The 25,882-nt window shown below is 35.1% G+C and carries 24 protein-coding genes and 1 pseudogene; 5 read left to right on the plus strand and 20 right to left on the minus strand.

What is annotated here, in order from left to right:
* Positions 1-322: 322 nt before the first annotated feature.
* From AC4G3O_RS18020 to AC4G3O_RS18060, 9 genes are all read right to left on the minus strand, one after another.
* On the minus strand, positions 323-1,432 hold the full coding sequence (locus AC4G3O_RS18020) for a site-specific integrase (protein WP_491136536.1): 1,110 nt from the start codon (positions 1,430-1,432) through the stop codon (positions 323-325).
* A 115-nt stretch (positions 1,433-1,547) separates the two neighbouring features.
* A complete protein-coding gene (locus AC4G3O_RS18025; RefSeq protein WP_491136537.1) occupies positions 1,548-2,180 on the minus strand; it encodes a hypothetical protein in 633 nt (210 codons plus the stop codon).
* Complete coding sequence (locus tag AC4G3O_RS18030) at positions 2,170-3,084, minus strand: hypothetical protein (protein ID WP_491136538.1); 915 nt, start codon at positions 3,082-3,084, stop codon at positions 2,170-2,172. The genes AC4G3O_RS18025 and AC4G3O_RS18030 overlap by 11 nt, the downstream gene beginning before the upstream one ends.
* Before the next feature lie 59 nt (positions 3,085-3,143).
* Positions 3,144-4,253, minus strand: a complete 1,110-nt coding sequence (locus AC4G3O_RS18035; RefSeq protein WP_491136539.1) for a site-specific integrase — start codon at positions 4,251-4,253, stop codon at positions 3,144-3,146.
* Positions 4,254-4,266: 13 nt separating this feature from the next.
* Entirely contained in the window at positions 4,267-4,452 is a 186-nt protein-coding gene (locus AC4G3O_RS18040) for a helix-turn-helix domain-containing protein (protein WP_490557981.1), read from the minus strand.
* Between the two features lie 229 nt (positions 4,453-4,681).
* Entirely contained in the window at positions 4,682-6,148 is a 1,467-nt protein-coding gene (locus AC4G3O_RS18045) for a recombinase family protein (RefSeq protein WP_491136540.1), read from the minus strand.
* Positions 6,139-7,554, minus strand: a complete 1,416-nt coding sequence (locus tag AC4G3O_RS18050; protein ID WP_491136541.1) for a recombinase family protein — start codon at positions 7,552-7,554, stop codon at positions 6,139-6,141. The genes AC4G3O_RS18045 and AC4G3O_RS18050 overlap by 10 nt, the downstream gene beginning before the upstream one ends.
* Complete coding sequence (locus AC4G3O_RS18055) at positions 7,547-7,732, minus strand: hypothetical protein (protein WP_491136542.1); 186 nt, start codon at positions 7,730-7,732, stop codon at positions 7,547-7,549. The genes AC4G3O_RS18050 and AC4G3O_RS18055 overlap by 8 nt, the downstream gene beginning before the upstream one ends.
* 62 nt (positions 7,733-7,794) lie before the next feature.
* Positions 7,795-7,929 carry a hypothetical protein gene (locus tag AC4G3O_RS18060; protein WP_491136543.1) on the minus strand — a complete coding sequence of 45 codons (135 nt, stop codon included), beginning with the start codon at positions 7,927-7,929 and terminating at the stop codon, positions 7,795-7,797.
* A gap of 687 nt (positions 7,930-8,616) precedes the next feature.
* Between AC4G3O_RS18060 and AC4G3O_RS18065 the strand changes: the two genes are divergently transcribed.
* Positions 8,617-9,858: an AAA family ATPase gene (locus AC4G3O_RS18065; RefSeq protein WP_491136544.1), complete on the plus strand. Its 1,242-nt coding sequence runs from the start codon at positions 8,617-8,619 to the stop codon at positions 9,856-9,858.
* 1,019 nt (positions 9,859-10,877) lie between these two features.
* Here the strand turns inward: AC4G3O_RS18065 and AC4G3O_RS18070 are convergent.
* Both AC4G3O_RS18070 and AC4G3O_RS18075 read right to left on the minus strand, forming a co-directional pair.
* Positions 10,878-11,639: an SDR family NAD(P)-dependent oxidoreductase gene (locus tag AC4G3O_RS18070; RefSeq protein WP_491136545.1), complete on the minus strand. Its 762-nt coding sequence runs from the start codon at positions 11,637-11,639 to the stop codon at positions 10,878-10,880.
* Between the two features lie 55 nt (positions 11,640-11,694).
* Positions 11,695-12,453 (minus strand): glucose 1-dehydrogenase, encoded by a 759-nt coding sequence (locus AC4G3O_RS18075; RefSeq protein WP_491136546.1) that lies wholly within the window; start codon positions 12,451-12,453, stop codon positions 11,695-11,697.
* 198 nt (positions 12,454-12,651) lie between these two features.
* Here AC4G3O_RS18075 and AC4G3O_RS18080 point away from each other — a divergent pair, with 198 nt between their 5' ends.
* On the plus strand, positions 12,652-13,032 hold the full coding sequence (locus AC4G3O_RS18080; RefSeq protein ID WP_491136547.1) for a TetR/AcrR family transcriptional regulator: 381 nt from the start codon (positions 12,652-12,654) through the stop codon (positions 13,030-13,032).
* A gap of 531 nt (positions 13,033-13,563) precedes the next feature.
* On the opposite strand, the gene AC4G3O_RS18085 is transcribed toward AC4G3O_RS18080, so the two are convergent.
* The 4 genes from AC4G3O_RS18085 to lipP1 form a co-directional block, all read right to left on the minus strand.
* Positions 13,564-14,724: an NAD(P)-dependent alcohol dehydrogenase gene (locus AC4G3O_RS18085; protein ID WP_491136548.1), complete on the minus strand. Its 1,161-nt coding sequence runs from the start codon at positions 14,722-14,724 to the stop codon at positions 13,564-13,566.
* Positions 14,725-14,742: 18 nt separating this feature from the next.
* Positions 14,743-16,242, minus strand: coding sequence for an aldehyde dehydrogenase family protein (locus AC4G3O_RS18090; protein WP_491136549.1), 1,500 nt, complete (start codon positions 16,240-16,242; stop codon positions 14,743-14,745).
* A 12-nt stretch (positions 16,243-16,254) separates the two neighbouring features.
* Positions 16,255-17,901 (minus strand): flavin-containing monooxygenase, encoded by a 1,647-nt coding sequence (locus tag AC4G3O_RS18095; RefSeq protein ID WP_491136550.1) that lies wholly within the window; start codon positions 17,899-17,901, stop codon positions 16,255-16,257.
* Between the two features lie 105 nt (positions 17,902-18,006).
* Positions 18,007-18,960 (minus strand): LipP1 family hormone-sensitive lipase, encoded by a 954-nt coding sequence (gene lipP1 / locus AC4G3O_RS18100; protein WP_491136551.1) that lies wholly within the window; start codon positions 18,958-18,960, stop codon positions 18,007-18,009.
* A 128-nt stretch (positions 18,961-19,088) separates the two neighbouring features.
* Here lipP1 and AC4G3O_RS18105 point away from each other — a divergent pair, with 128 nt between their 5' ends.
* The 3 genes and pseudogenes from AC4G3O_RS18105 to AC4G3O_RS18115 all read left to right on the plus strand — a co-directional run.
* A complete protein-coding gene (locus AC4G3O_RS18105) occupies positions 19,089-19,787 on the plus strand; it encodes a helix-turn-helix transcriptional regulator (protein ID WP_491136552.1) in 699 nt (232 codons plus the stop codon).
* A gap of 319 nt (positions 19,788-20,106) precedes the next feature.
* Positions 20,107-20,934, plus strand: a complete 828-nt coding sequence (locus tag AC4G3O_RS18110; RefSeq protein WP_491136553.1) for a TetR/AcrR family transcriptional regulator — start codon at positions 20,107-20,109, stop codon at positions 20,932-20,934.
* A 22-nt stretch (positions 20,935-20,956) separates the two neighbouring features.
* A pseudogene (locus tag AC4G3O_RS18115) lies at positions 20,957-21,205 on the plus strand (TetR-like C-terminal domain-containing protein); the annotation flags it as partial.
* A gap of 30 nt (positions 21,206-21,235) precedes the next feature.
* Here AC4G3O_RS18115 and AC4G3O_RS18120 read toward each other — a convergent pair.
* From AC4G3O_RS18120 to AC4G3O_RS18140, 5 genes are all read right to left on the minus strand, one after another.
* A complete protein-coding gene (locus AC4G3O_RS18120; protein WP_491136554.1) occupies positions 21,236-22,384 on the minus strand; it encodes an NAD(P)H-dependent flavin oxidoreductase in 1,149 nt (382 codons plus the stop codon).
* A 53-nt stretch (positions 22,385-22,437) separates the two neighbouring features.
* Complete coding sequence (locus AC4G3O_RS18125) at positions 22,438-23,358, minus strand: MBL fold metallo-hydrolase (RefSeq protein WP_491136555.1); 921 nt, start codon at positions 23,356-23,358, stop codon at positions 22,438-22,440.
* Positions 23,351-23,746, minus strand: a complete 396-nt coding sequence (locus AC4G3O_RS18130) for a Zn-ribbon domain-containing OB-fold protein (protein ID WP_491136556.1) — start codon at positions 23,744-23,746, stop codon at positions 23,351-23,353. Before AC4G3O_RS18130 ends, AC4G3O_RS18125 begins: the two co-directional genes overlap by 8 nt.
* Positions 23,747-23,748: 2 nt before the next feature.
* Positions 23,749-24,906, minus strand: a complete 1,158-nt coding sequence (locus AC4G3O_RS18135) for a thiolase family protein (RefSeq protein ID WP_491136557.1) — start codon at positions 24,904-24,906, stop codon at positions 23,749-23,751.
* A 77-nt stretch (positions 24,907-24,983) separates the two neighbouring features.
* Positions 24,984-25,772, minus strand: coding sequence for a crotonase/enoyl-CoA hydratase family protein (locus AC4G3O_RS18140; RefSeq protein ID WP_491136558.1), 789 nt, complete (start codon positions 25,770-25,772; stop codon positions 24,984-24,986).
* Between the last annotated feature and the right edge of the window lie 110 nt (positions 25,773-25,882).

Genomic DNA, 25,882 nt, shown 5'->3' on the forward strand with positions numbered 1-25,882 from the left:
AAAAGAAATATAAAAAAGCAATCCGAAGAATGCTTGAATGAATAATCCCTTATTGTTTGCGGTCTATATGGAAAAATAGAAACTATCTTACTTTGATTAAATTTAGAAATTTAGACTAGTAAATTGACAGGGTGGGGGGCGCTGGTTCAAACCCAGTCGGGATCATACATTTTGAGAAGGCTTGAGCCCAATGATATCAAGGGTTTGAGCCTTTTTTCTATTATTCAGTAAAAACCCGATTTTCCCTGTATTTTTATACATTGCACAAATACTGCACAGAAGCTTCACACGACCCTGCACGAGCCCAGTCTTTCCAAGGGGTTCAACTGTCTCCATTATTTCCGTTAAATCCAAAATGTTCACCAAACCGATCCGCTGTCCGCTTCTGCATTTCCTCATTTGTATGGGAATAGATATCGAGCGTAATGCCGACTCTGGCATGTCCAAGCCGCTCACTAACCACTTTCGGATTCTCTCCCATCCTCATAAGAATCGTTGCATGAGTATGCCTGAGATTGTGAAACGGCATATAAGGAACCCCCGCTAGCTTAATTAACCGCCGATATTTTCTCAGCAGATTACGTGGCTCCATATATGATCCAACAGAAGAGGCAATGACAATTCCTAATTCATTCGGTTTCTGCCTTTTCTTAAACTCTACTAAAGCATCTTGGACTCTAGGAGAGAGATATACCTCTCGGACAGAATGAGCTGTTTTTACTTCCTTAACATATAAGCCCTTCTCTTTCGTCCTAACCAATGATTCAACCACATGAATCACACCATTCTCCAAATCGATGTTATTCCATCGAAGTGCCAACAATTCTCCACGTCGTATTCCCGTGAAAATAGCCAGCAAGAAAGGAATCAATTCACCCTCCCGCTCACAGACTTCTAAAAAGGTTTTGGCTTCTTCCACCGTCCATATTTGCTTACGCTGCTTATGAACTGTCGGCGGAGTTGCATCACGGGCAGGATTATTCTTAATCAACTCCCATTTCACTGCTTTCTGTAGAGCCTTGGAGAGCAGATTATGCATCTTCCTCACCGTTGCATTCGCCAATCCTTCCTGAAGCTTGGCAGCATAGAACTGATCGATATCATAGGTTGTAATCTTGGTTAACGGTGTTGATTTAAAATGCGGAACCAAATGATATCGAACTATCGGTTCAGCTTTCTCATACGTCGGTAACTGGACTTCATGCTTGTATGTCTTATGCAGCCAAGACTCGAAGTACTCATTAAAAAGCGTCTTCTCAGGCTCTGTATATTCTCCCGTACTGATCTGTAATTGAAGCTTCGCCATCTCATCCTGCGCTTCACGTTTGGTTTTAAAACCACTGCGATAAATCTGTTTCCTCTTGCCGGTATTTGAGTCTACACCAGCATCAATCCGAAATGACCATACCTTACCAACTTTTTTAACTGACAATAAAAAGACCTCCATTTTTGTGGATGGAGGTAGGGTTGGTAATAGTATGGACATTTAATATCATAGATATTACTAATGCAATTAAATAATATATTTGATAATGATACTACTCTAACTATAAGATTCTTTCATTTATAATATTTAATATACGTTCATTACAAACTTCTCTTTTATAAAAGAATGGTTCATTTTCATCTGGCCCTAATATTTTCGGCTTAATTGTTTCGTCTTTTTCTGTTGCTATTACAAGTGTTGCAGCAAAACATTCATTCTCTACAGCAGTATCATGAAATACTCCTTTTTCAACTACATAGAAGTCTCCTTTGCTATATGAGGTCCTGCTCTTGAGATTACATTTTAATAGCTCTTCTGTTGGATATAGCATTGAGCCACCATCAATATATTCAGCTTCATAGATTTTATATATATCACCTTTTGAACTCCCCAATTCATAAACATGATTTGTAACAGTTCCAGCCAATATTAAACTATTCACATTAAACATGTGATCATGAATTGGCATATAAGGCAACTGAGTTTTTCTCATTCCTTCTAACCAAATATGTAATCTTAAATCTCCCATTCCTGGAATTTCGCCAAGTTTAGAATGGACAAACCCCAAAGGATGCCAGTTGAATACAACCCCACTAATATTTCGATTTAAATATTCTTTAATATCATTTCTGATACTCTCTGGTGATTCTTTCTTTAATATACGATATGAGATATTTACCAAATCAATATCCATATGGATTTTCCCCTTTTTTTATATTTTGAACTATCATATTAAAATCATTATTATCCAGCATACTTATATCAAAATCAAAAGAAAGGAGTAATTCTTTAACCTTTACACCATTAAGCTCACTAAACGGAATACCCTCTATATTTGGATCAAGAATTTTACTTTGACTTAGACTTAACCGTAAATCTTCAAGATATGATTTGAAGAAAAATGTATCCTTCTCACACATAAGTCCAGGTTCGGTTTTATCCTCCTTGGTTATTACAACCATCTCAGTTGATAAATCAATTCTAAACATAGAATAATGATTTATTAGCCCTATTTTTAAATCTAATAAAGGCTGCTCTTTTTTCCAAGAATAGGCTGATAATATTGTAGTAAATATTTCAATCTTCAATTCTTTCATATCCCATTTTTTATTTGTTCCAGTTCTTACTCTATTTCTATAGGCAACATAATTTTTACAGACAGTTTCATTATCTGGGTTAATCAATATCATTACCATCTTCTTAGAAAAATTTGAATATCTAGCATCGGTAGCTAACTTAGGGATAGTTACTGATCTAGTAAATCTTCCAGTACCACCTGAAAACCAGTATTCTTCGGTATTTCTTGCTAGCTCTAGATAATCCTTTATTTCTTTTGGATCAATTATATCCATTTTTGATCTTCTTACTACTTTGGGGGTGAGCCAGAATGCTAGAGTGGCAATAAAAATGGTACTAACCCCCGTAGATATTAACGCATCAATTATCGTATTTATAATGGTAAGATAGTCTACATGTTTTTTTAAAAATGATATTTCAGGTATAATAATTACCCTAATAATTAATAATAATAAGAGTAAAAGTCCAGATATCACAAAAAAAACTTTTCTTGCATGTTTTGATAAAAGGATTTGTTCCATAAATCGCCTCCTACAAATTCTCATATATTACTCTACCACAAAACGGAAAATTTTCAATTTCACAACAATTCTTCGAGTTTTTTCATAGATTCCGTTTGTATTTTCAAGTCTGTATGTGAATATATATCCAATGTAATCCCTACATTCGCATGGCCCAATCTCTCACTTACAATCTTAGGATTAACTCCTTGCTTCATAAGAATCGTCGCATTCGTGTGTCTCAATCCATGTAGCGAAATTCGCTTAATCCCTGCTTTTTTAATTATATTTTCAAATGTTCTGGCTAAGTTCCTCGGATGTAGGGGCTTCCCATCTATTGTACTCACCACTAAATCATAAGAATGATAGGAAGGGCCCATACGTAGCTTCATTTTCTTTTGCTCTGTTTTCAATTCTTTCATTAACTTAATTAAACTGTTTGAGAGAAGAACTTCTCGAAAAGAATTTGAGGTCTTGGGGGTGGAAAAGAAGAGGCCTTCTGATTTTGTATATGCCAGTGATTCTTTTACTTTAATAACTGCATTCTCAAAATCTACGTTTTCCCATTTGAGTCCTAGTATTTCTCCTCTCCTCATCCCAGTATGAAGCGCGAGTGAAAAAGCCACCTTCCATCTTAATTCATCACAGGATTCCAGGAATTTTTTCGCTTCCTCCGCTGTCCAAATCTCTTTTTCTTTCTTTACGATAGAAGGTAATTTTACTTTTTCAATTGGATTCTTCATAATCAGCTCCCAATCTACGGCCGTTTGAAATGCCTTGCTTAACACATTTTTAATTTTCTTAATCGTAGCTGGTGACAGTCCGCTCTTCGTTTTGTCTGAAAAGAACTTTTGGATATCATATGGTTTAATAGAATTCGCTTCTCTCTGGCCAAACACTGGCATAATATGAACCCGTACCACACATTCAGCTTTCTCAAAAGTTGTTGATTTGACCTCATGTTTATATACTGTTTCCAACCACTTTTTCAAGAAAATCTCCATCGTTTCTTTCTTCGACTGAAGATAACCTTCAGTTTTAATTCTTGTCATAAAATCAGCTTGAGCCTGTTCTGCTTCTTTCTTGGTACGAAATCCACTTTGGTATTTTTGTCGACGCTTTCCAGTTTGAGGATCTCTACCTACATCAATTCTGAACGACCAACCGCTTCCTGCCTTTTTAACCGCCAATATAATCTCCCCCTTATAGCGCTATCTTGTTTGTATTATTTTTAAGCCATTCCATAAATTCATGTGCCATTACCCGTTTGTTCCTACCAATTCGAATCGTGGGAAAATCCGTTCTTTCCATTAATTCATATGCGGAAGCACGTGATATTTTTAAGAATGCGGCAATCTCAACAGCTGTTAAAACCTCGAAGTTATTCATGTATATTTCTCCTCTTTTATAATGGTTTAAAATTTCGGTTATCTGTCCAAACTAATAAATATAGTTCGGTTTTTTATCTGTAATGGGATACCACTACGGATAAAGTATCGAAATTCTTATTCTAAAAACCCATGATATAAAGCTTTTTTGATAATTACGTTTTTATCTTGTGAGCATAGAATTTAAAGTTCGATACTTTGTCCATTGATTACAACTGTTTTTCGGTACTCTATCCGTTTTCTTGGTTAAACACATTTTTTAACAAGTCCCAATTAGCAATGAAACGTGGCGCCATTGTTTTAGATACGACCATTTTGTCGATGAAATATAAACACAACAATCTTAATTCATGGTTATGCAAGCTATGGCTAGATACCAGCTCAAATCGCTTGAAAAAGGAACTATTCTGGATATCTCGAATTAGTGAATTAGCCATGATCTCTTTGCTCTCTAACACAGAGCGAGACTTCAATAAATCCTCTAAACGGCTAGATAATCGGTTTAGAAATTCATGATCGTTGTGTTTCTTCGCTTGATTGGATTTCAGTTCTAAAAATGATAACTGTTCATCGATTGCTTCTATTTCCGATTCAATGGATTGCAGTGTATCATTCGTACATGATAGGACTTGAGATTTCAAATCATCAGATGATAAAAGCTGTTGTAACGCGCCTTTTATTTGTTCAATAGCGACTTCATGAACATCCTCTGCCTTCAACTTATAGGAACAGGAAGGACAAATGTAATACCGGTAATGATAAGTTTTCTTGTTTCGATTGGTCGAATTATTTTTCGCTTGTAGATAATGGCCGCATTCCTGGCATTGCATTTTATTTAACATAAGGAACGGTGTATCCAACCGACCAAATTGTTTCTGGAGCTGCTGGTTTAATTGGATTAAATTAATCGTTTCTCTTGGGATAATGGCCGGATGCGAATTAGGGAATAGATGATTTTCTGATTCCTCTCCTTTATGAATGTTCCATTTCAGGTTGCCGGTATAGACTAGATTTTTTAATATCGTCTCAATGGTACTGACTTTCCAGGACCCTCCTAATGGGGCCGGGATGCCAGCGCTGGTCAAGGTATCTGCTATCTTTTTCATAGAAACACCCCAGGTTTGCAAATAATAGATGAATGAGACGATTTCAGCTTTCTCGTTTGGAATTAAATGATGGTTTTTTTGATTATAGCCATAGGGTACTTTAGAACCCGGTCTCTTCCCATCTGAGTTGTTTTTTAGATATACGTCTAATGCACCAATTGCCCGTTCTGATTTGATTTCTGATTCTTGTCTAGATAAAAGGAATTTAATTTTTGACTTTTCATCATCTGGACTCCATACGTTTCCCGATTCGGTTGTGTATACGTTCACCTGACCAAAATGATCTAGTAGAGGTCTATAGAAATCCAAGACAAAGGTATAACCGGTCCGATCCATTCTGGATTCTTCTGTAAAGATAACGTAATTAATACCTGTTTCCTTCATTCGATCCCGAAGAGCCATTAACTTTTTCCGTTTAGCTGCTTGCTTAGAATAAGCACTGGTGGCATCTTCAATAAAAAAGAAATCTTCCGGAACGGATAACTGCATCCTGCTCGCAAATTCCTGGATGCGTGCTTTCTGTATTTCCACACTATTATTATCCTGCTGTTTATAGGAAGAACGCCTAATATATCCGAAAGCTACTTGCATGATGACTCTTCCTCTCTATAAATCAATTGTTTGTCCATATTCTGTAGATAATTGAAGGTATATACTTCTATTCCAATGTGGTCATCAAATAAAGATACTTCTCGAATCCAAAAATCCTTTAATAAATCTATATTTACAGCAGCTTGATTTAAAAGTGCCTGTTTAATTTGAGAGACCATGTTTTTATTTTGAATCAACAAATGTTCCTTCTCTTCTATTTTTCTTTCTAATGAACTTTTTTCTTCTTCTAAAGAAGTAAGATTTTTTACGGATGCAATCTGACTCCAATCTTGGTGATACTCATTAGAAGAAAAGAAGATTTCATCCTCAATCGCTTTTATTTTCACTCGTAGCTTATTGATTTCTTTGCCCACTTCTTCCTTTATATATTTCATCTGTTTTCTCGAATGGCTCATGAGTCGCTCTGTATCTAATTGTTCAATCAATTGATAGACTGTCCATTCAATGGCCTCATTAAGCTCAGTGGACGTATACTCAACTGGATGTTTGGCATGTTTAGTACATTTATAATAAGAATCTGATCGATCACTTCTTAATTTCAGACTCAACAGCTTTTGACAGTGCCCACAATGGGGTTGTACTGGTAAAACTGATTTTTTTATTTGATTTAATCTTTCTGCATATTGCATAAGGTGTTCGTAAATTTGATTTTGTATAGCCATATAATCTCCTTTGGATAGATACGGATCCACATGTGGTAAAACACTATTACCTTGTTCAGTATCTAACCCAGCATAGAACGGATCAATGGCTAATCTGAGGATTTGATCTTCTGTACGTTTGGAGACTTCCTTGAAAGATAAAATATGATTTTTCAATTCGTTGTAGGAATGAACACCCTTGAGTTCACGAAAGAAATTTTCCAATAAGGATTGCTTGCTTTCATCTTTATGATAGGTCTTATCTTCCTTGTTTTTGATATAACCAAATTTCTTTGGCGGATACCGGCGGTGCGCTTCCTTGGTTCTTCTGGCAATGTTTTTTCCTTCAATGTCGCCAAAGATATATAGGATAGATTCTAATAGGTTGTTATTTGTATACGCCATATGACCGTTTTCAGTGGATGTGTAAATAATGTTGATCTTATGTTTCTGACATAAATCATTAAATTGCATGGCATCATACATATTACGAGCGATGCGCGTTCGGTCAAAAGCATACAATGTACTGACTTTATCTGCTTCAATAAGAGAGATTAGTTCGAGCATCTTTGGCCTTTCTGCTATAGAAAGTTTATTAGCGGATACACCGTCTTCATCGATAACATAAATTTCACCTTCTTGAAGAAGGTCACGATAGGGTCGATCTAATTCTATTTGCATGGATAAATCCTGACTGGTGGTACTAACACGTCTAAAAAATACATGTAATTTTTGCTTATTCATCTGTATAATCCTCTCTTTTTTTCATTATCTTCTTTTGAACGGCATGGGTAATCTTGGCTTGTAACAGAATCGGAAAGTCCAATTCATCCATAAGCAAGCGATGTATCAAATAACCGAACCATTGATTTGCGGCATCGTTTTTCTGATTAGCTGCTTTTATCTTGATGACTTTTCTCATCAGTATCACCTCACCTAGCATCATTGACATGAGGTTCGGATGAATATACATCAGTTCTTCTTTCACTGACCTTCTTCATCAAATAAATCGAATTGTATCTGAATGGTTTCTTCCCGGTCATTTTCCTTAAAATAAATGGATAGGACCCCGGTTTCTTGTCCAGGAAACAGAGTATCAAGAGGATTGATTTGATTCATGTTGTTTCCTCTCCTTCTCGTAATCTAGGAAACTATGAACGATGAACGGAGATAGCATTCCCTGTTCTAAAATAGTACCAATCGACTTCATGAATGGACTCTTACGGGTAGTGCTCATGAGAGGATTCCTCTCTTCTTTAAAGACTCTAGTTTTCTATAGATGGTTGTCTTATTCCTATAGTGCTGTGATGTTGTATGACTTAATCTCATGTTGTCACTCTCCTGATAATAGTTTCGGTAGTTCATCTCACTGCCAACCTATCGAAACCATTTGGTCTAGGAAACACAATAGGTATTTTGATTCATTTGTTTTTCTATTGAAACGGATATTATGACATGTTCTTTGATTCGGAAGTTCTTAAAAAATAGGGGGTGTTTGAGAAGACATTTGTCCGCATAAGGCATTAGGTAATGGAGGGTTACTGACTATATACACTTCCCCTATCTCATGAATCATAAAGATTCATGGATAGAGGATTGGTACTTACTTATCAATGGAAATTAACTATAGTAAAAAGTCGGGTAAATGAGATTGCTATTTCACAATTGAGTTTTCTCCTACTCTAATAAAAAAATAAAAGTAAGAAATAAGCCTCATCAACAAAGGATAAATATGGATATTGATGTTATTATATTAGGTATATAATAACTGGTATTTAATAGAAATTAAAAGAGTAGGAGAATTATATGAAGATTATATCGATTGAATTAAAAAATAATCACATTTTAGGAGATGTTTATTTAGATTTTTGTGATACAAACCGTGTACCGTTTGACAATATATTGTTAGCCGGTGAAAATGGTACAGGCAAATCAACATTATTAAATATTATTCAAAAAATTATCAATTTCGAATTACCAAAAGAAATATCCAATGAAATACAAGCTTGTACTATAGAATTAAATGAAGTAGAGTTTAAAAATTTTTGTTCTAACGAAAGTATTAATGAAAGAACAAAAGGATACAACATTATTAATGAACTCACTGTGACTGTAGACCATTCAATGGTAAATAACTGGGAGTCTATAAAACCAAGTATACTTTTAGAAGATGGGTCCTCATTAATTTTTGAAGGTTATTATTTTCATGATACTGGCTTACGAAGCATCTTTAAAAGTATTTTTTCTGATGTGGAGGTAAACTATACTCCAAGCCCAATTATATCCACATCTTCTTTAGATGTAGATGTTACAACACAATTAAATATTAGATCCTCCTCAAATTTAGCAACTGAAATTACACAATTATTAATTGATATTGAAGCACTGGATAGTAGTGAATTCGCTGAGTGGGCTGGAGATAATCCAAATAAAAAAGTCTCAGAAGGTATTAGGGATAAGCGGATGAGTAGGTTTAAAAATGCTTTCCATTACATGTTTCCTAACAAAAGATATAAAAAAACAATAAATACTACGGTAGGTAAGAGCGTTTTATTTGAGGAATTTGGAAAAGAAATATCATTGGCAAATTTAAGTTCTGGTGAAAAGCAAATAGTATTTCGTGGTAGCTTTCTTCTTAAAGATAAATACTCCACTCAAGGGGCAGTCGTTCTCATAGATGAGCCAGAAATAAGCTTACATCCTAATTGGCAATTAAAAATATTAGATTATTATAAAACGCTTTTTTTTAATGATGATGGAGTACAAACTTCACAACTCATTATAGCCACTCACTCTCCCTTTGTAATACATAATGAAAAACAAGAAAAAGACAAAATAATTGTCTTGGGTAAAAACGAAAAGGGAGTTTATGTACAATCTGAACCAAAATATTTTGGTTGGACCCGTGAAGAAGCCGTTATTCAAGCATTTGATATACGGTTGAATTATGATAGAGATAAATTGGTAGTATTAGTTGAAGGTCCTACAGATGAATTATATATTAATAAATCATTAGAGGTTTTTGAAAAAAACATCTACCGGTTATAGTCCAATGGGTAGGGAGAAAAGAAGCTGCAGGTAATAAATTTACAGGTGATTCAGCTCTAAATCATTCAAAAGAATATCTTTTATCGAACAACAATATTTATAGTAACAAATTTTTACTTTTATATGACTCGGACACTAATATTAAAGATACAGATTTTGATTCAGCTAATCTTTATCTCAGAAGGTCACCTAAAAATGATGAAAATGTGCTTTTCAAAATAGGTATCGAAAACCTATTAACACTTCCACCAGATTTTCCAAAAGAAAGATTTTACAAACATGTGGAAAGACCTGATAATTATGGAGGCAGTACTATAACTTATAGTTTAGATAAGATGGATTTATGTAACTTCATCTGTAATGAGTTAGACATATCTCAACAAAGAGTGTATTTAAGTAAAATAGAAACTGAGATAATACCAATAATTGAGAGTATATACGATAAAGAATTAAACTAGCTGAAAAGGTTACTGTTACGTAGAGCACCCTACCCCCTACCCACCAATATTACACTGCACAAAAATTGCACAGAATTTCTAGAAACAATGGAATTAAGAGATTCAGCTTGTATAAATAATCACTGGCATCCTGAATTAATGGACTGTTTGGACGCTATTTATGCATATATCGCGCATAAGATTCAGAATAGTAAATTGACAGGGTGGGGGTCGCTGGTTCGAACCCCTCGTATTCCAATTGTATCGAACTTTTGGTTATAGATTTCTCATATATTTGCAGTTAGATTCATTCGTATACGTTTTAGATACTATGACTCAATATACTCCTTAAAAAGCTTCATCGAGGACCTACCCTACTTTTTTTAATGACAAAAAGACCTCCATTTTGTGGCTGGAGGTAGGATTGATATAGGATAAAAAAGCTACAGCTTCTTGAATACGATCAAATAACTGAATCTAAAAGATTTATTTAAATCTTAAGGTCTGGGTTTTTAAGCCCAGACCTAAGTTCAGTATTTTTTTAAAAATCAACTTTATCAATATCATTAATTTCTATGAACATTATTCTTTAATTGACTGACCACCATCAATAATTAGTTCTTCACCAGTTATAAATCTAGCTTCATCTGAAGCCAAGAATAACGCTGCATAAGCTACATCTTCCGGGTTCCCTAAGTACCTCAAGGGTATACCGGATATAAGCTGATTCTTAACATCTTCATTAGAAGTAAAGTTACCTATCATAGGTGTTTCGATAAATCCTGGATGAATGGAATTCACCCGAATATGACCAGGTCCAAGGTCTCTGGCTGCACCTTTAGTAAGTATTCGAGTAGCGCCTTTGGAAGCACCATAAGCCCCTATACCTCCAATTCCATGAATACCAGCAAGTGATGAAATATTTACGATAGAACCTTTTTTATTTTTCTTCATTTCAGGAACCACGTGTTTTATACCTAAAAAATTTCCCAAAGCATTAACATTCATAACTTTATTCCATTCTTCAACAGTGATCTGATCTAACGGTAGGGATTTACCTGTTATTCCCGCATTATTAATTAGAATATCAATCTTACCGAACTTTTCTATAGTTTGCTTCACAACCTGGATCCAAGCAGCTTCTTCTGCCACATTATGTTTAATTGCTATCGCAACATCACCAAGTTTATTGTTAATATCATCAACTACATTTTGCAGCAAATCTTCTTGCATATCAGTTGCAACAATTTTCGCTCCTTCTTCTGCAAAAAGCCTTGCCTCCGCTGCCCCCTGCCCACTAGCAGCACCTGTAATAATAGCAACTTTTTCGGATAGTCTCCCCATTTAAATTCTCCTTATTATGAAATAAAAATTATAAAATCCTTAATAAAGTAGGGTTTTATCTCGCAGTCCAACCGCCATCAGCTTTAATTACATCTCCATTCACAAAGCTTGATGCATCAGAACCTAAGAATAAAGCTACCTCTGCAATTTGTTTTGGATCAGCCATTGGACCTGAACCAGTTGCAGCAAGTGCTTTAGAACCTAATTCATGTGGAGCGGTAATAGTATTTTGAATATTTGTACTAACTCCGCCTGGTGCGATAGCATTCGCGCGGATTTTCCCAAAGCTACCATGTGTTGCCGCTATATTTTTTGTTAGACCAACTAAGCCATGTTTAGCTGCGATATAAGCTGCGCCGCCTCTCGCACCAAATAAACCACCAACAGAAGCATTATTAATGATAATTCCACCCTTTTCTTGTTTCTCCATGATGTTAATTGCAGCACGCGCAGCTTTAAATGGCCCAGTTAAATTAATAGCAATTACACGATCCCATAAGTCATCAGATACGTCACCAACTGGTGTGAAATTATCCATAATACCTGCATTATTTACTAGGATATCCAATGATCCAAAAGTATTTACTGCTGCATTTACCATAGCATCAACATCTTCCTGTTTGGCAACGTTTGCAACTATTCCAATAGCTTGTCCACCATCAGACTTTATTTCTTCTACCACCGAATTAATAGCTTCTGGATTAATGTCGGCAACAACAACTTTTGCCCCTTCTTTTGCATATAACTGTGCAATAGCTTTCCCCATACCAGATGCAGCACCTGTAACAATAGCAGTTTTTTCTTGTAATCTCATAATAAATTCCTCCCCTTTATCAATGTGAAATGTTAACATATGCTTAAAAAGCAATATCTGTTGGCTAACAAGTCATTTGTCTTCTATATTATATCTCGGTTGTTTTTTCTTCAATTCACAAAAAAATCAATATGTATACGTTTTCGACATTGTGTAGAAGAGTGTTGAAAAATTTATAAAAAACAAGGAGTTTTCACTATGGACAGCAAAAAAGAGGATAGGCGAGTAAGTAGGACTAAAAATGATTTAAAGAATGCTTTTTACTCTTTATTAAAGGAAAAGAAAGATATCAAGAAAGTATCAATTGTTGAGATTACAGAAAAAGCTAATTATAATCGTGCTACTTTTTATGTTCATTATCCTGATAAAGGATCATTGATTGATGAAATTATTAATGAAACGTTAGATGGTTTTCTTGATGCTTTTAGAGAACCCTATAAACAAGTAACCACACTCGATTTAGATAAATTATCGATACAAGCAATTAGAATATTTAAATATATAGAAGATAACTCAGATACTTTTAGATTATTATTTACTAATAAAGCTTTTAGCGGATTTTCGGAAAAGTTTAGTTAGTAATATTTGGAAGAAGTATTTTCGAATGAACTAATCTACTTAGAAGATCAATATTTCGCAGGAATTAATAAGGCGTTATTTGTACGTTCACAGTCTTATTCCATGATAGCTCTTATATCATATTGGATTGAACACGATTTTACATATTCATCCGATTATATGACTGAACAACTATTAAGGATTGCAAGATTTGATTCAACTAAAATCAAAATTGCTAAACCATAAAATCCCCAACCTTTATCTTGTATCTATACAGAAGGACTTAGTCATCACCAAAGGTTTTCAGTTTACTCGTTATTTCATAGAGATAAAAAGGAAAGCATAAATTAGAAGGCTCTACAAACTCTATTTCCATAATTAAAAATAGAGTAAATTATTGAACTAGCTTAAAAAGAAGGGATCTTCAAATCCCTTCTTCAATATCCGTTTCCAAAACCTCATCCAAACATCAAACATTTATCAATATTAAATCCGACTTATCCATTTAACTTAAAATTATCTTCCCATTTAATACAGGAACATCACTAATTATTATGCTGGTGTGTATGATTCATCAATGATTAAAATGGGTTTAATAGTTTTGCCTGATAAAGCTTCTTTATTAGCCTCATTAATTTCTTCAAATTTATAGAATTTTATTAGTTTATCGAAATTAAAAGATCCTGCTTTATAGAAGTCTATCAATTGGCGGATTGTTAGTTGTGGAATCGCTTGACCCATTAAAACACCTTTAATCGTGCGATTTTCCAATGTTAAATCACCCATTGTATTTAATTCAATTGACTGAGCAGCAGCTACCGGTGCTGCAACACCTCCAACAGCTAAAATTTCAATGGATGTACGAATAACTGCTGCTACCCCAGAAGTATCAATTGAATAATTTACACCAAGCCCACCAGTTATTTCTTCAATGGCTTCCTTTACATCCTCATTCTTACTATTAATCACATGTGTTGCTCCAAGATCTTTTGCCAATTCTAAACGATTATCATGGATATCAATACCAATGACTTTAGAGCAACCTGCAATTTTAGCAGCCATCATTGCTGATAACCCAACGGCACCAGTTCCAAAAATAGCAATACTAGTACCTGGTTTTGGCATTAATGCATTAAAGACTGTTCCACTTCCTGTTAAAAAACCACATCCCAATGGTCCAACAATGCGTAAATCTATAGCTGAATTAACTTTTGTGATATTCTCTGGTCTCACAATTGTATGTGTTGTAAATGATGACTGACCTGTAAATTGAGTAACTGGGGTACCATCTTGAAGGTAAAAATAAGCACTCCCATCCGCACGTTTTCCTACGAAGTTTAAAGTTTCAAAATCATTACAAGATGCTGGTACACCAGTTAAACAATTTGGACATTTACCACAGTATGAATAAGATAAAACTACGTGATCTCCTTCTTTAAAATCTTTTACTTTTTCTCCCACTCTTTCAATAATTCCAGAACCTTCATGTCCAAGGATAATAGGCATAGTAAACGGTCGATAACCCTCCCTTACCGCTTCATCTGAATGACACATTCCGGATGCCACCATCTTTACCAAAATCTCATCTTCCCTTATATCACTTACTAATACTTCCTCAATTTTATATTGCTCATTTACTGCTTTTATTAAAGCAGCTTTAGCTGTCAAAAGATTTTTATTTTCTTTTATAATAGAATTTAACTGTGTTTTCATCTTTTACACCCCTCACTTTTAATCCAAATTTATCCAAACATTCTTTGTTTCAGTATACATTTCTATTGCTGCTGCACCATTTTCCCGACCAATACCACTTTGTTTATATCCACCAAACGGGGAAGCCACATCCATAAGACCATAAGTATTAACCCAAACATTACCCGTTTTTAATGCATGAGCTACTTTATGTGCTTTCCTAATATCTGTTGTACAAATTCCCCCACCTAATCCGTAATCTGTATCATTCGCCATTTCAATAACCTCATCCATCGTTTCAAATGGAATAGCTACTACAACTGGTCCAAATATTTCTTCTCGAGCCACTCGCATATCATTATTGCATGCAGCTAAAATAGTAGGTTGCACAAAATAACCTTTATCAAAATCTCCACCGGTTGCCTCTCCGCCTATGACTAGTTCTGCACCTTCTTTTTGTCCAATTTCAATATAGTTTAAAATACTATCCTTTTGTTCTTGCGAAATAATAGGTCCAAGCATAGTACTTGGATCCAATCCATTTCCAAGCTTGTAGTTTTTCGTAAAATCTGCTAAATCACTTACAAATCGATCATAAATATTCTTTTGAATAAACAATCGTGAACCTGCAAAACAGGCCTGGCCTGAATTCATGAATATTCCATTTGCTGCATTTTGAACTGCCTGTTGGTAATCAGCATCTTCAAAAATGATATGGGCAGATTTTCCTCCTAGTTCCAATGTCACTTTTTTTATGGTATTAGCACTATTTTTCATAATATTTCTTCCCACTTCTGTTGAACCAGTAAAAGAAATTTTATCTACGTCAGGATGAGTTGTAAAAACATTCCCAATAACAGAACCAGGACCAGTTACAATATTTACAACTCCTTCAGGGAAACCAACTTCTTCAATTAATTCCATTAATCGTATTGTAGCTAATGGTGTTTCAGATGCCGGTTTAATAATACATGTATTACCCACTGCTAAAGGTGCAGCAAGTTTCATTACTGCCATTGATAACGGGCCGTTCCATGCTGCAATACCAACACAAACTCCTATTGGTTCTCGTCTGGTATAATTGAAAATATCCCCTGGATTAGAAACTGGTATTGTTTCACCAGTTAATTTTGTTGACCAACCAGCAAAATATCTAAACTGTTCAATACATGTGGCAACTACAAACTGACTAAAACTTATTGCACGACCTGTATCTAAAGTCTCTAAGTGAGCAAGCTCATCTGAGTTTTGTTCAATTAAATCAGCTAATCTTAATAGTAACAATGCTCTTTCATTGGGTTTCATTTTAGACCATGGACCTTTATCAAAAGCATTACGTGCTGCCTTAATAGCTAATTCAGCATCAACTTTGTCTCCCTTTGGTACCGTTGTTATTGTTTCTTTTGTTGATGGATTTATGACTTTCATTCTTTCACTAGATATTGAATCAACCCATTGTCCATTGATAAACATCTTTAATGGAGAAGAGACAAATTTCATAGCCTTCTCATTTAATGGAATTAATGTACTATTTGTCATGGTATCTACCCCTTAATTAGATTGTTTGTTAAAAGAAACAAGCTTAAAGCCTTTATATCCAGATTTCGCCACTTCATCACATCTCTGACGAAAATTTTGGAATCCTCCTCTATAAACAAGAATTGCCTTTTCTTTCCCTTCTATATTGGCACCTGTATACCAGCTGTCATAGTCACTATAAAATTCATTCTTTGCAACTTCATTTGTATGCTCCGTCCATCTTGCTTCTGCTTCATTAGTTGGTTCGATAAAATCAATATTATTTTCCTCTAAATATTGAATACAATCAGCAATCCATTCAACATGTTGTTCAATTAACACAGGTACATTTCCTAGTACTGCCGGACTTTGAGGACCAGTAATTGTAAACATATTTGGAAAACCGGTATGGGCGGCACCTAGAAATGTTCTTAAGTTTTTACCGTTATCCCATTTATCTTTTAATGTAATCCCGTTTCGACCTTGAATATTAATACGTAACATTGGACCCGTTATAGCATCGTACCCCGTTGCAAAGATAATCATATCCAATTCAACATGCTCATTTTTTGTTCTAACTCCATTTTCAGTGATCTCTTCAATAGGGTTTTCTTTTAAATTATAAAGGGACACGTTATCTCGATTAAATGTTTCATAATAACCTGTATCAACAACTATACGCTTTGCTCCAATTGGATAATCTGGCATTAATTTTTCTGCAGTAGCTTGATCTTTAACAGTTTCTCTAATTTTTTGTTTAACGAAATCGGATGCAGTTTTATTTGCTTCTGGACTGGTTGCTAAGTCAGTAAAGCTAAATGTTAAAATTGGTCCTCCTTCTTGCCAATATTCCTCATACACTTTTTGGCGTTCTTCTGGTGTTACTTCTAACGCAGATTTCGTTGGAGTTTGGAGAATTGCTCCACCAAATGTTTCATAACGAACTTTCCTCTTGAATTCTGAAAAGTTTTCTTTTATTTCATGGATATATTTAGAAGATAATGATTTATTTCGTGCAGGAATAGTATATTGTGGTGTTCGTTGGAAGACTGTTAAATGTTTTGCACTTTCAGCAATAATTGGTATGATTTGTATTCCACTTGATCCAGTACCAATTACTCCAACTCTTTTATTAGAGAAAATCACTGGTTTGTGCGGCCACTTTCCGGTGTGATACCGTTCCCCTTTAAACCGATCTAAATTTTTTATATTAGGAACATTAGAACTTGATAAAGTTCCTAGACCAGTAACTAGATATTTCGAATTTATTCTTTCGCCATTTGATGTTTCTATCTCCCATATGTTTAACTCCTCATTATAAATGGCAGCTTCAACCTTTGTATTAAATTGAATATTCTTCCGTAAATCCAATGTATCAGCAACATAATTTAAGTATCTTAAAATTTCGGGTTGTTCTGGATAACGTGAACTCCAAGTCCAACCTTTATATAATTCTTCTGAGAATGTATAATTAAAAAAAACACTTTCAGAATCACACCTTAACCCAGGATAACGATTCCAGTACCATACTCCACCTACATCGGAACCAGCTTCAAAAGCGCGTGTACGAAGCCCCATTTCTCTTAATAAATGCAACATATACATTCCAGAGAACCCTGCACCGATAACAACCGCATCAAAGTGAGAAATTTGATTATTTGTAGGGTGTTCTTGAATCATGGCTCGCATCACCTTCTCTTTCAATTTTTCAAACTCAAAAATATTAAATTAGAGAACTTAAAGTGTCATTAATTACTTTAATTAAGTTTTTAGGTATGATATTGTTTAGCTTATTATTTCGTATTTCGGCGTCTTTTCTTGCAAAAAGAGATTTATTTTTGTGACCGTATCCTTTATTTGTTCAGAAAATACCGCCATATTTGTAAAATAACCATGTACTAAACCCTTAGCCATAGTTGATTCAACTAGAACTCCTGATTCTTTTAATTTTTCTGCATAAGCTACACCTTCATCACGAAGAACATCATTTTCTGCAGTTATTACGAATGCAGGTGGTAGATTACTGAAATCGTCAGCTAATAACGGAGCCACATATGGGTTTCTTTCATCTTCCTTATTTCGAATGTAGTGATTTCCAAACCATTTCATTACATCACCATTTAAACCAAAATTCTTACCAAATTCTTTGTAAGAACTAGTGTCATAACTTAAAGAAGTAACAGGATATATTAAAATCTGTGATGAAATTTTAGGTCCTACTCTATCCCTTGCTATTATAGAAACGACAGCAGATAGATTTCCTCCTGCACTATCTCCTCCAACAGCAATGTTGGAAGCGTTTCCATTTAGTGACGAAGCATTCTCGCTTACCCATCTTAAAGCAGCATACGAATCTTCAACAGAGGTAGGAAACTTAAACTCTGGTGCAAGCCTATAATCTACAGATACTACTATTCTTCCTGTTCTATTTGCAATCATTCTACAACTTGCATCAGAGGTTTCAAGGTCACCAATTACCCAACCCCCTCCATGATAATAGACAAAGATAGGAAAAGGTCCATTACCTTCAGGTGTATAGATTCGAATCTTAATTTCTGAATCTTCATCATCAACTGAAATGATTCGATCTTCAATACTCGCCAAACTAGCAAGTTCTACCTCAATGGGTGGAGCCAATGCTAGCATTTCTCGTACTCTTTGAGGCTCCATGTGGTTTATAGCAGGCATTTGATTAAACTCTTCTAAATAAGCTTTTGCGTTTGGATGTAAATAGGCCAAGAACATCTTCCTTTCATTACTAGATTTAAAATTTATATAATACAACTACTACTAATGTATAATATTTTGTATAATTAGAATATTCCCAATTATTAGTGTGTAGCATCCCCCAAATAGGAGGTGATAAAGTGTATTCAAGCTTTAATTTAAATGATCACATACGGAAATTAGAAGGTATTTCAAACCAAAGCGAAAAAATATTAAAGATATTAGAAAAATTTATCGAACTGTTCCCTATTAGGGATGCTTACTTATTCAGGTATTCCTATATAGAGTTCTTAGGAGAAGGAATTTTATTACTTAACCCCAATGGTATGTCCTCCATCAGAGAAATACGTGATGACATTCGTACGTTGCCTGTTGTCTATTCTTCTATCCGGGAAAGGAAAGCAAAATATACTAATGGTATGGAATTCTTCTTGAACAATCCTGGTGGAAAGTATATTCAAAACCATTCAGTTGATGCTGTACTTGTAACTCCTATTATCCTTGAGTCTGTAGTAGTAGGTTATATTTGTAGCACAATATTCGAAAAAGACACCACCTTTGATAATGAAATTTTGGAATCATTAACACTTTATGGTAAATTGGCAGCTAACGTACTCGAAGGGTATACAACGTTAGAAAACAACTACTATTTAAGTAATAGAGAAACAGAAGTGATGAAGCGAATTTCTAGAGGGGATAGTACTAAAGAGATGGCAAATCATATGGGTATTAGCGAATTAACAGTGAATCAATATGTCAAATCGTCCATAAAAAAAATAGGAGCAAAAAATCGTTCTCATGCCGTTTCAGAATTAATAAGAAAAGGAATTATTACGTAGATTTATGAAAGCGCTTAATAAATAAAATGAAGATAAAATTTATAATTATGATTTAATAATCATAAACCTTGATATGGAAGATTACAGGAGAGGATATGGAATTAAATTAATAGCCAATTTAATAAATGGAATTTCTCTTTTTCCTTTACCATACTCATTACTTTATTAGTAAAAATATACGATAAAGATGATCATAAACAAATCAATTTAATTGTCAGATGTAAGATTCATTGACTTAACTAATTAAGTTTACCTATTAGTTAGGTTAAAGTTAATTCTAAATAGAGTAGTTACGCACTATATAGGGAGATGAATATTCATGCCCAAAAAAATACAAAAATCACATAAAGATTTAATGAATGCCCTTTTAAATATTTTATCAGAAAGGGACTTTTCCACTATTACTGTATCTCAAATATGTAATGTTGCTGGTTACAATAGGGGAACTTTTTATCAAAAATATTTAAGTAAAGAGGATCTCCTAAATGAATTAATTGATACTAAACTAGATGAAATGTTTAACATTTTAAAAAATCCCCCTCTTACAATATTTAAGGAAGACAAACAAAACTATGCTTATGAATATTCATTAATGTCCAATCTTTTTAAATTTGTTGAGGAGAATTATATCTTTTTTAAAACAGTAATAGAGGATAGTCAAATAATAGGGTTTCGTTCAAAAATATTTTTGAATTACCGTGATTACCTAGAAGGAATATTAATTAATACGATTGATAACCCTGACAAAGACCCAACTATTGATAGATTTTACTTTGTATATGTTGCTTCAGCGGCAATGGGGATGGTTATTTTTTGGATAAATCAAGGATTAAGACCGTCAAGCGACTGTATTATCAAAGAATTTATATCAATTGTTTATAATAGACCCCATGATTTAATTCTTGGAATGAATTCTTTTAAATATATTAAAATGAAAGAACCAAAAGAAACTGACCAAAGAATTCTTCGTACTAAAAAGTCCCTCTCAAATTCACTTATCCAACTTATGAAATACAATAAGTATAATGAAATAACTGTAAATGAAATCGTGGAATATGCGCAGTATAATCGCTCAACCTTTTATTTTCATTATAAAAGTAAAGATGATTTATTCCATGAAACTGTTACTAACCAAGTGAAGCGCTAATAATCAGGTACCTGGATTTTATAATAGAATCTATACAGGATTGGTTAATCTTTTTACAGAGGAATTGGAGGACCGCTTTGAATACGATATAAACATTTATGCCAGCTACCTTTCATCAGCAATATTAGGTGTCATAAGCTTTTGGGTTAGCGAAGAGTTAAAATACTCACCTAGGTTTATGGCTAAATTATTTACTGATTCACTAAATAACCTCCCAATAAAAAATAAAGAGGATTCAAAGTCAGTAATAAAGGCTAACTCTGTAAAATGAGTTAGCCTCGAAATTTTTGCATCAAACGGTCTATTTTAAAGATCCGGCTTTCATTGTGTCTAAATTCTCCATCGTTTCTTTGTATTGTTCAATTAATATTTTTAAAACTTCTGCCGCTGGTTTCTCTTCCTTTAACATCCCAACATTTTGACCAACAAAGTAGTTAATCAACTCTGTTGCACCCTTTTTACCTTTCAAGGCATCTTGTTCTATTCTAAGTTTTACATCAGATATTAACATACTGTGCAGAGGCATGGGTAATGGATCAGGATTCTTAGCGTCTTCCCAGGCATCTGTCCATGCAGACTTTAACTGTCTAGCATGTTTTCCTGTAGATGATCGTGATCTTAGTGTATCGGCAGAAGTTGCTTTAGCAAATTTCTCTTTCATGACTGGATGAGTTTCTGCCTCTTCTGTCATTAACCAAATCGATCCTGTCCAAACACCCACTGCCCCTAAAGCCATAGCTGCAGCAATCTGACGGCCATCTGCAACGCCTCCAGCCATAAGAACAGGAACAGGAGAAACAGCATCTACAACTTGAGGGACAAGAACAGTATTGGCAATATCTCCGGTATGTCCACCTGCTTCATATCCTTGAGCGATAATAATATCGACTCCGGCTTCTTTTTGTTTCAACGCATGCTTTACCTGCCCTACAAGTGCTCCAATCTTTACTCCTTGTGCTCGCGCTTTATCTCGAAACTCTTCAGGAAATATACCGAGTGCATTCACTAATAGTTTCATAGGGTATTTAAATGCAATATCAGCAAGTGCACGAGCACCGTTTAAACTTACTGATGATCCAGCTTTGGCTGTTAAAGAAGCCGATTTCTCTTTATCCTCTAATTCCCCTACTTCATTTTCATCCATTAAGTTAGTAAGAAAATCTCTATGTCCTTGAGGTATATGTTTGTTCAATTCTTCTAAAGATACTCCCCCACTCTCCATACCGACATATTTATTTGGTAAGATAAGGTCTACACCAAAAGATTTTCCTTTACAGGATTCTGTTATTTTTTGCATAGCTTCATCAAACTCTGCAGGTGTCATACCAGAAGCACCTAAAATCCCCATTCCCCCTGCATTACTGACCGCAATGACCACCTCAGGACTATGAGTGAATGCAAATACCGGTACATCTATATCGAATTCCTGACAAATTGAATTTTTCAACATTTAATCTCCTCCAATTGCTGGTTTAGGTTTCCTTGTTTCTTCTATTAAAAATCTTAAACAGCTTGATAGTATGTTATTTCATTCAGTTTCTGGCTCTTTATTTTTCCTAAAGACTCTAAATATAATAATCTTGTAACAACCGCCATAAATTTTTCAATCTGAAAATTCTGACTTTTATTTTGATAGATATGTTCAAAAATTTGCATAGCTGAGCATGATTCATTCCTTAATATATCTCTAATTTCCCTTAATCTATGGTGATGCCTGGATTGAATCTCAGTAATTCGCTTTTCTAAATCAAAGATTAATTCTCCATGACCCGTCAAGGCGACCTTCACCGGAATCTTCTTGATAGCGTCAAGAGAGCTGAAATAATCTTTTAACGGATTCTCCCCATCTTCTCCTCTAAGTTCAATCATTGGCGAGAGATCAGCTAAAACATGATCACTCACAATCATCATTTGTAGATCTTGGTTATACAAGCAATATTGATCTTGGCAATGGCCGGGCGTCCAAATAGCTTTAAACAAATAGTTACCAAGTTTTATTTTTTCACCATTCTCATATAAATGATTCGGTTTGAAATAATACGGATTATTCTCGATAATTTGATCAATTGGCAAAGCCGGTCCTTCATACTTGTTTAGTATTGAATGAATATCGAAGGTTCTACTCTTTATTCTTTGTAATTCTTCAAAACTCTGGGTAGAAATTGTGATGGGAACTTTATACTTTTCCTGCATCCATCCTGCCAATCCACAATGATCAGGGTGTATATGTGTCAAAATGGCATTTTCGATAACTACGCCAGTTTGGATGATTTTTTTCCATATAGATTTAGAATGATGTGTATCCCCTGTATCAATAACGCTAATACCGTCAGGACCTTCAAATAGATAGGAATTTACAGTTTTTAAGCCATATGGTATGGGAAGGATTAGATGATATATCCCATCAGCAATCTTATTAAGCATATTCTGAAGGCCTGAATAAAGGAAATAGTTGGCCATTTTCCTCTTTAAACATGACTTCAACCTCTTGACCAATAAAAACATCCTGCGGATTATCTATCTCTAGCCGTGTATCCAATAATGGCCCTTCCTCTAATTCCACGATAGCTGCAACATAAGGTACCATATTCTTGAATTTTGGCATCCCATCCATCATAACAATAGAGTAAGTTAGGATTTTCCCCTTTCCAGATGCCTTTACTGGTATCAATTCACCCATATCAATCGGACAATGTGATCTCGGAAAGAATACATATTCTCCGCATCTCTCACATTTTTGAATCAAAAGTTCAGAACGTTCAAGGCCACTGTAAAACTCTTTTGTTTCCTTATTAATGTATTTGATAGACATGTTTATCCCCTCCTCAGAACAAGTGTACATTCATTAGAGAATAATCCACCATTTGTATTGGTAACGCCATATTCGATATCTTTGACCTGACGAACACCAGCTTTCCCCATTAATTGCCGCACTACCTCACCAACATTCACTAAGCCTCCAGCATCCCCAGGTTGTCCTGCCGATAACTGTCCGCCACTTGTATTAACAGGAAAATCACCCTTAAATGTAAAATCATGCTCCTCAATAAAACGGGCGCCCTCTCCCTTTTCACAAAAGCCCATATCCTCAATAGTTAAGAGAACCGCTATGGTATAGCAATCATAGAACCCACAAATATCAATATTATCGGTGGTAATCCCAGCCATTTCAAATGCGATAGATGCTGCTTTTTTAATCGGTGTCACAACGCCATTTTTTAACAATTCTGCATCTGACAATAAGAAGTGTGTACTGTAAAAACCAGCACCATCTATATAAACGGGTGAACTGGTTATGGATTTAGCATCTTCCGAACTACTAACCACAAAAGCAACAGCTCCATCGCAAGGAGAAACAATTTCAAAGAGATGTAATGGTGAACAGATGACTGGTGAAGCAAGAACCCCGTCAATGTTTAATTCTTTATGCTTGAAAATAGCATTTTCATAATGGTTTGCATTATAGCGTTGTTGGACTGCAATTTTTGCCCTTTGCAATTGAGTATCTCCATATAAATGTTCATATAAATTTGTTACCATCGCATAATTGGTGGTAGCACCGCCTCCATAATAAGGAGCCTGAAAGTTACTGTTTAAATCATGTGGTTCTGTAGATATGTTCTTCATAAAATTCAAATCCGCCCCGACCACAAGAACATTTTTTGCAGCTCCACTTGTCACTGCTTCCGCTGCCTGTTTTAAACCATAACCACCAGATGCTCCATACACAGACACTTCATTACTATATGTTGGTTTAATCCCCAAATAGTTTGCTAGTGTATTATTTAAACGAGCAGCTGTTGACAAAGGACTCAATGTAACAATGCCATCAATATCGGAAATAGATAGTTGGGCATCACGAATCGCACTGATAGATGCCTCACTTGCTAACTCGAAAATAGTTTTTCCACTGTCTTTGCTAAATTCGGACTCACCAAAACCAACAATTGCAGATTTTCCACGTATACTCATTTAAATCCCTCCACCCCTATCACATAAACAAGTTAACATTTATATTTATCAAAATTTCAAGAAAATGTTATAGGTATTTATTTTCCAGTCCATTGCGGTTTCCTTTTTTCAGCAAAAGCCAGAACTCCTTCAATACTGTCTTCCCAAGTCATAACTTGTCCTGTTACTTCATCATTAATTACCCAAGCTTTCTGAGGATGATCCAAAGAAACATCAAGTCCTCTGTAAACAACATCTTTACTGGCACTAACAGCCAGTGGAGCGTTTGCTATGATTTTCTCTGCCAAAAGTAAAGCTTCTTTCAAAACTTGTCCGTGCGGAGCAATGCGATTGATTAACCCCCATCTCTCCGCTTCTTCTGCTGTCAACCCATCACCAGTCAAAATACATTCCATAGCCACTTTCAACGGAATCTGTCTTGGCAAACGCAGAAGACCACCTGCCCCCGCGACAATCCCACGTTTAACTTCTGGGAGACCAAAAGTTGATTTCTCGGAAGCAACCACCAAGTCACATGCCAAGGCTATTTCCGTACCTCCGCCAAGCGCAAAACCGTTTACTGCTGCAATAATCGGTTTTTTTATATAGTGCTTCACTACTCCGGCAAATCCCCATTGTTCTCCACCTATCGGTTCAATTCGCTCTCCCTTAGATAAAGCTTTTAAATCTGCACCTGCACAAAACGAACGATCTCCAGCGCCTGTAATAATTGCGCACCAAAGAGACCTATCTTGTGCATAATCCTCCAACGCTTCTCCCATTCTGGTCCAAACTGCAGCGTTGATTGCATTTAATGCTTCAGGTCGGTTAATGGTTATAATTGCCACTTTCCCCAGTTTTTCAAATAGCACAACTTCATTTGTCAAATTTTTTCATCCACCTTTCTCCTATATAAGCAAAAGGACCCTACATACGAGACAACAGGGTCCTCCAAATAATTTTCCTTACTGTATGCTTGCAAAAAGGATAACCATTT

This window comes from Bacillus sp. z14 (2026) (assembly GCF_058313575.1).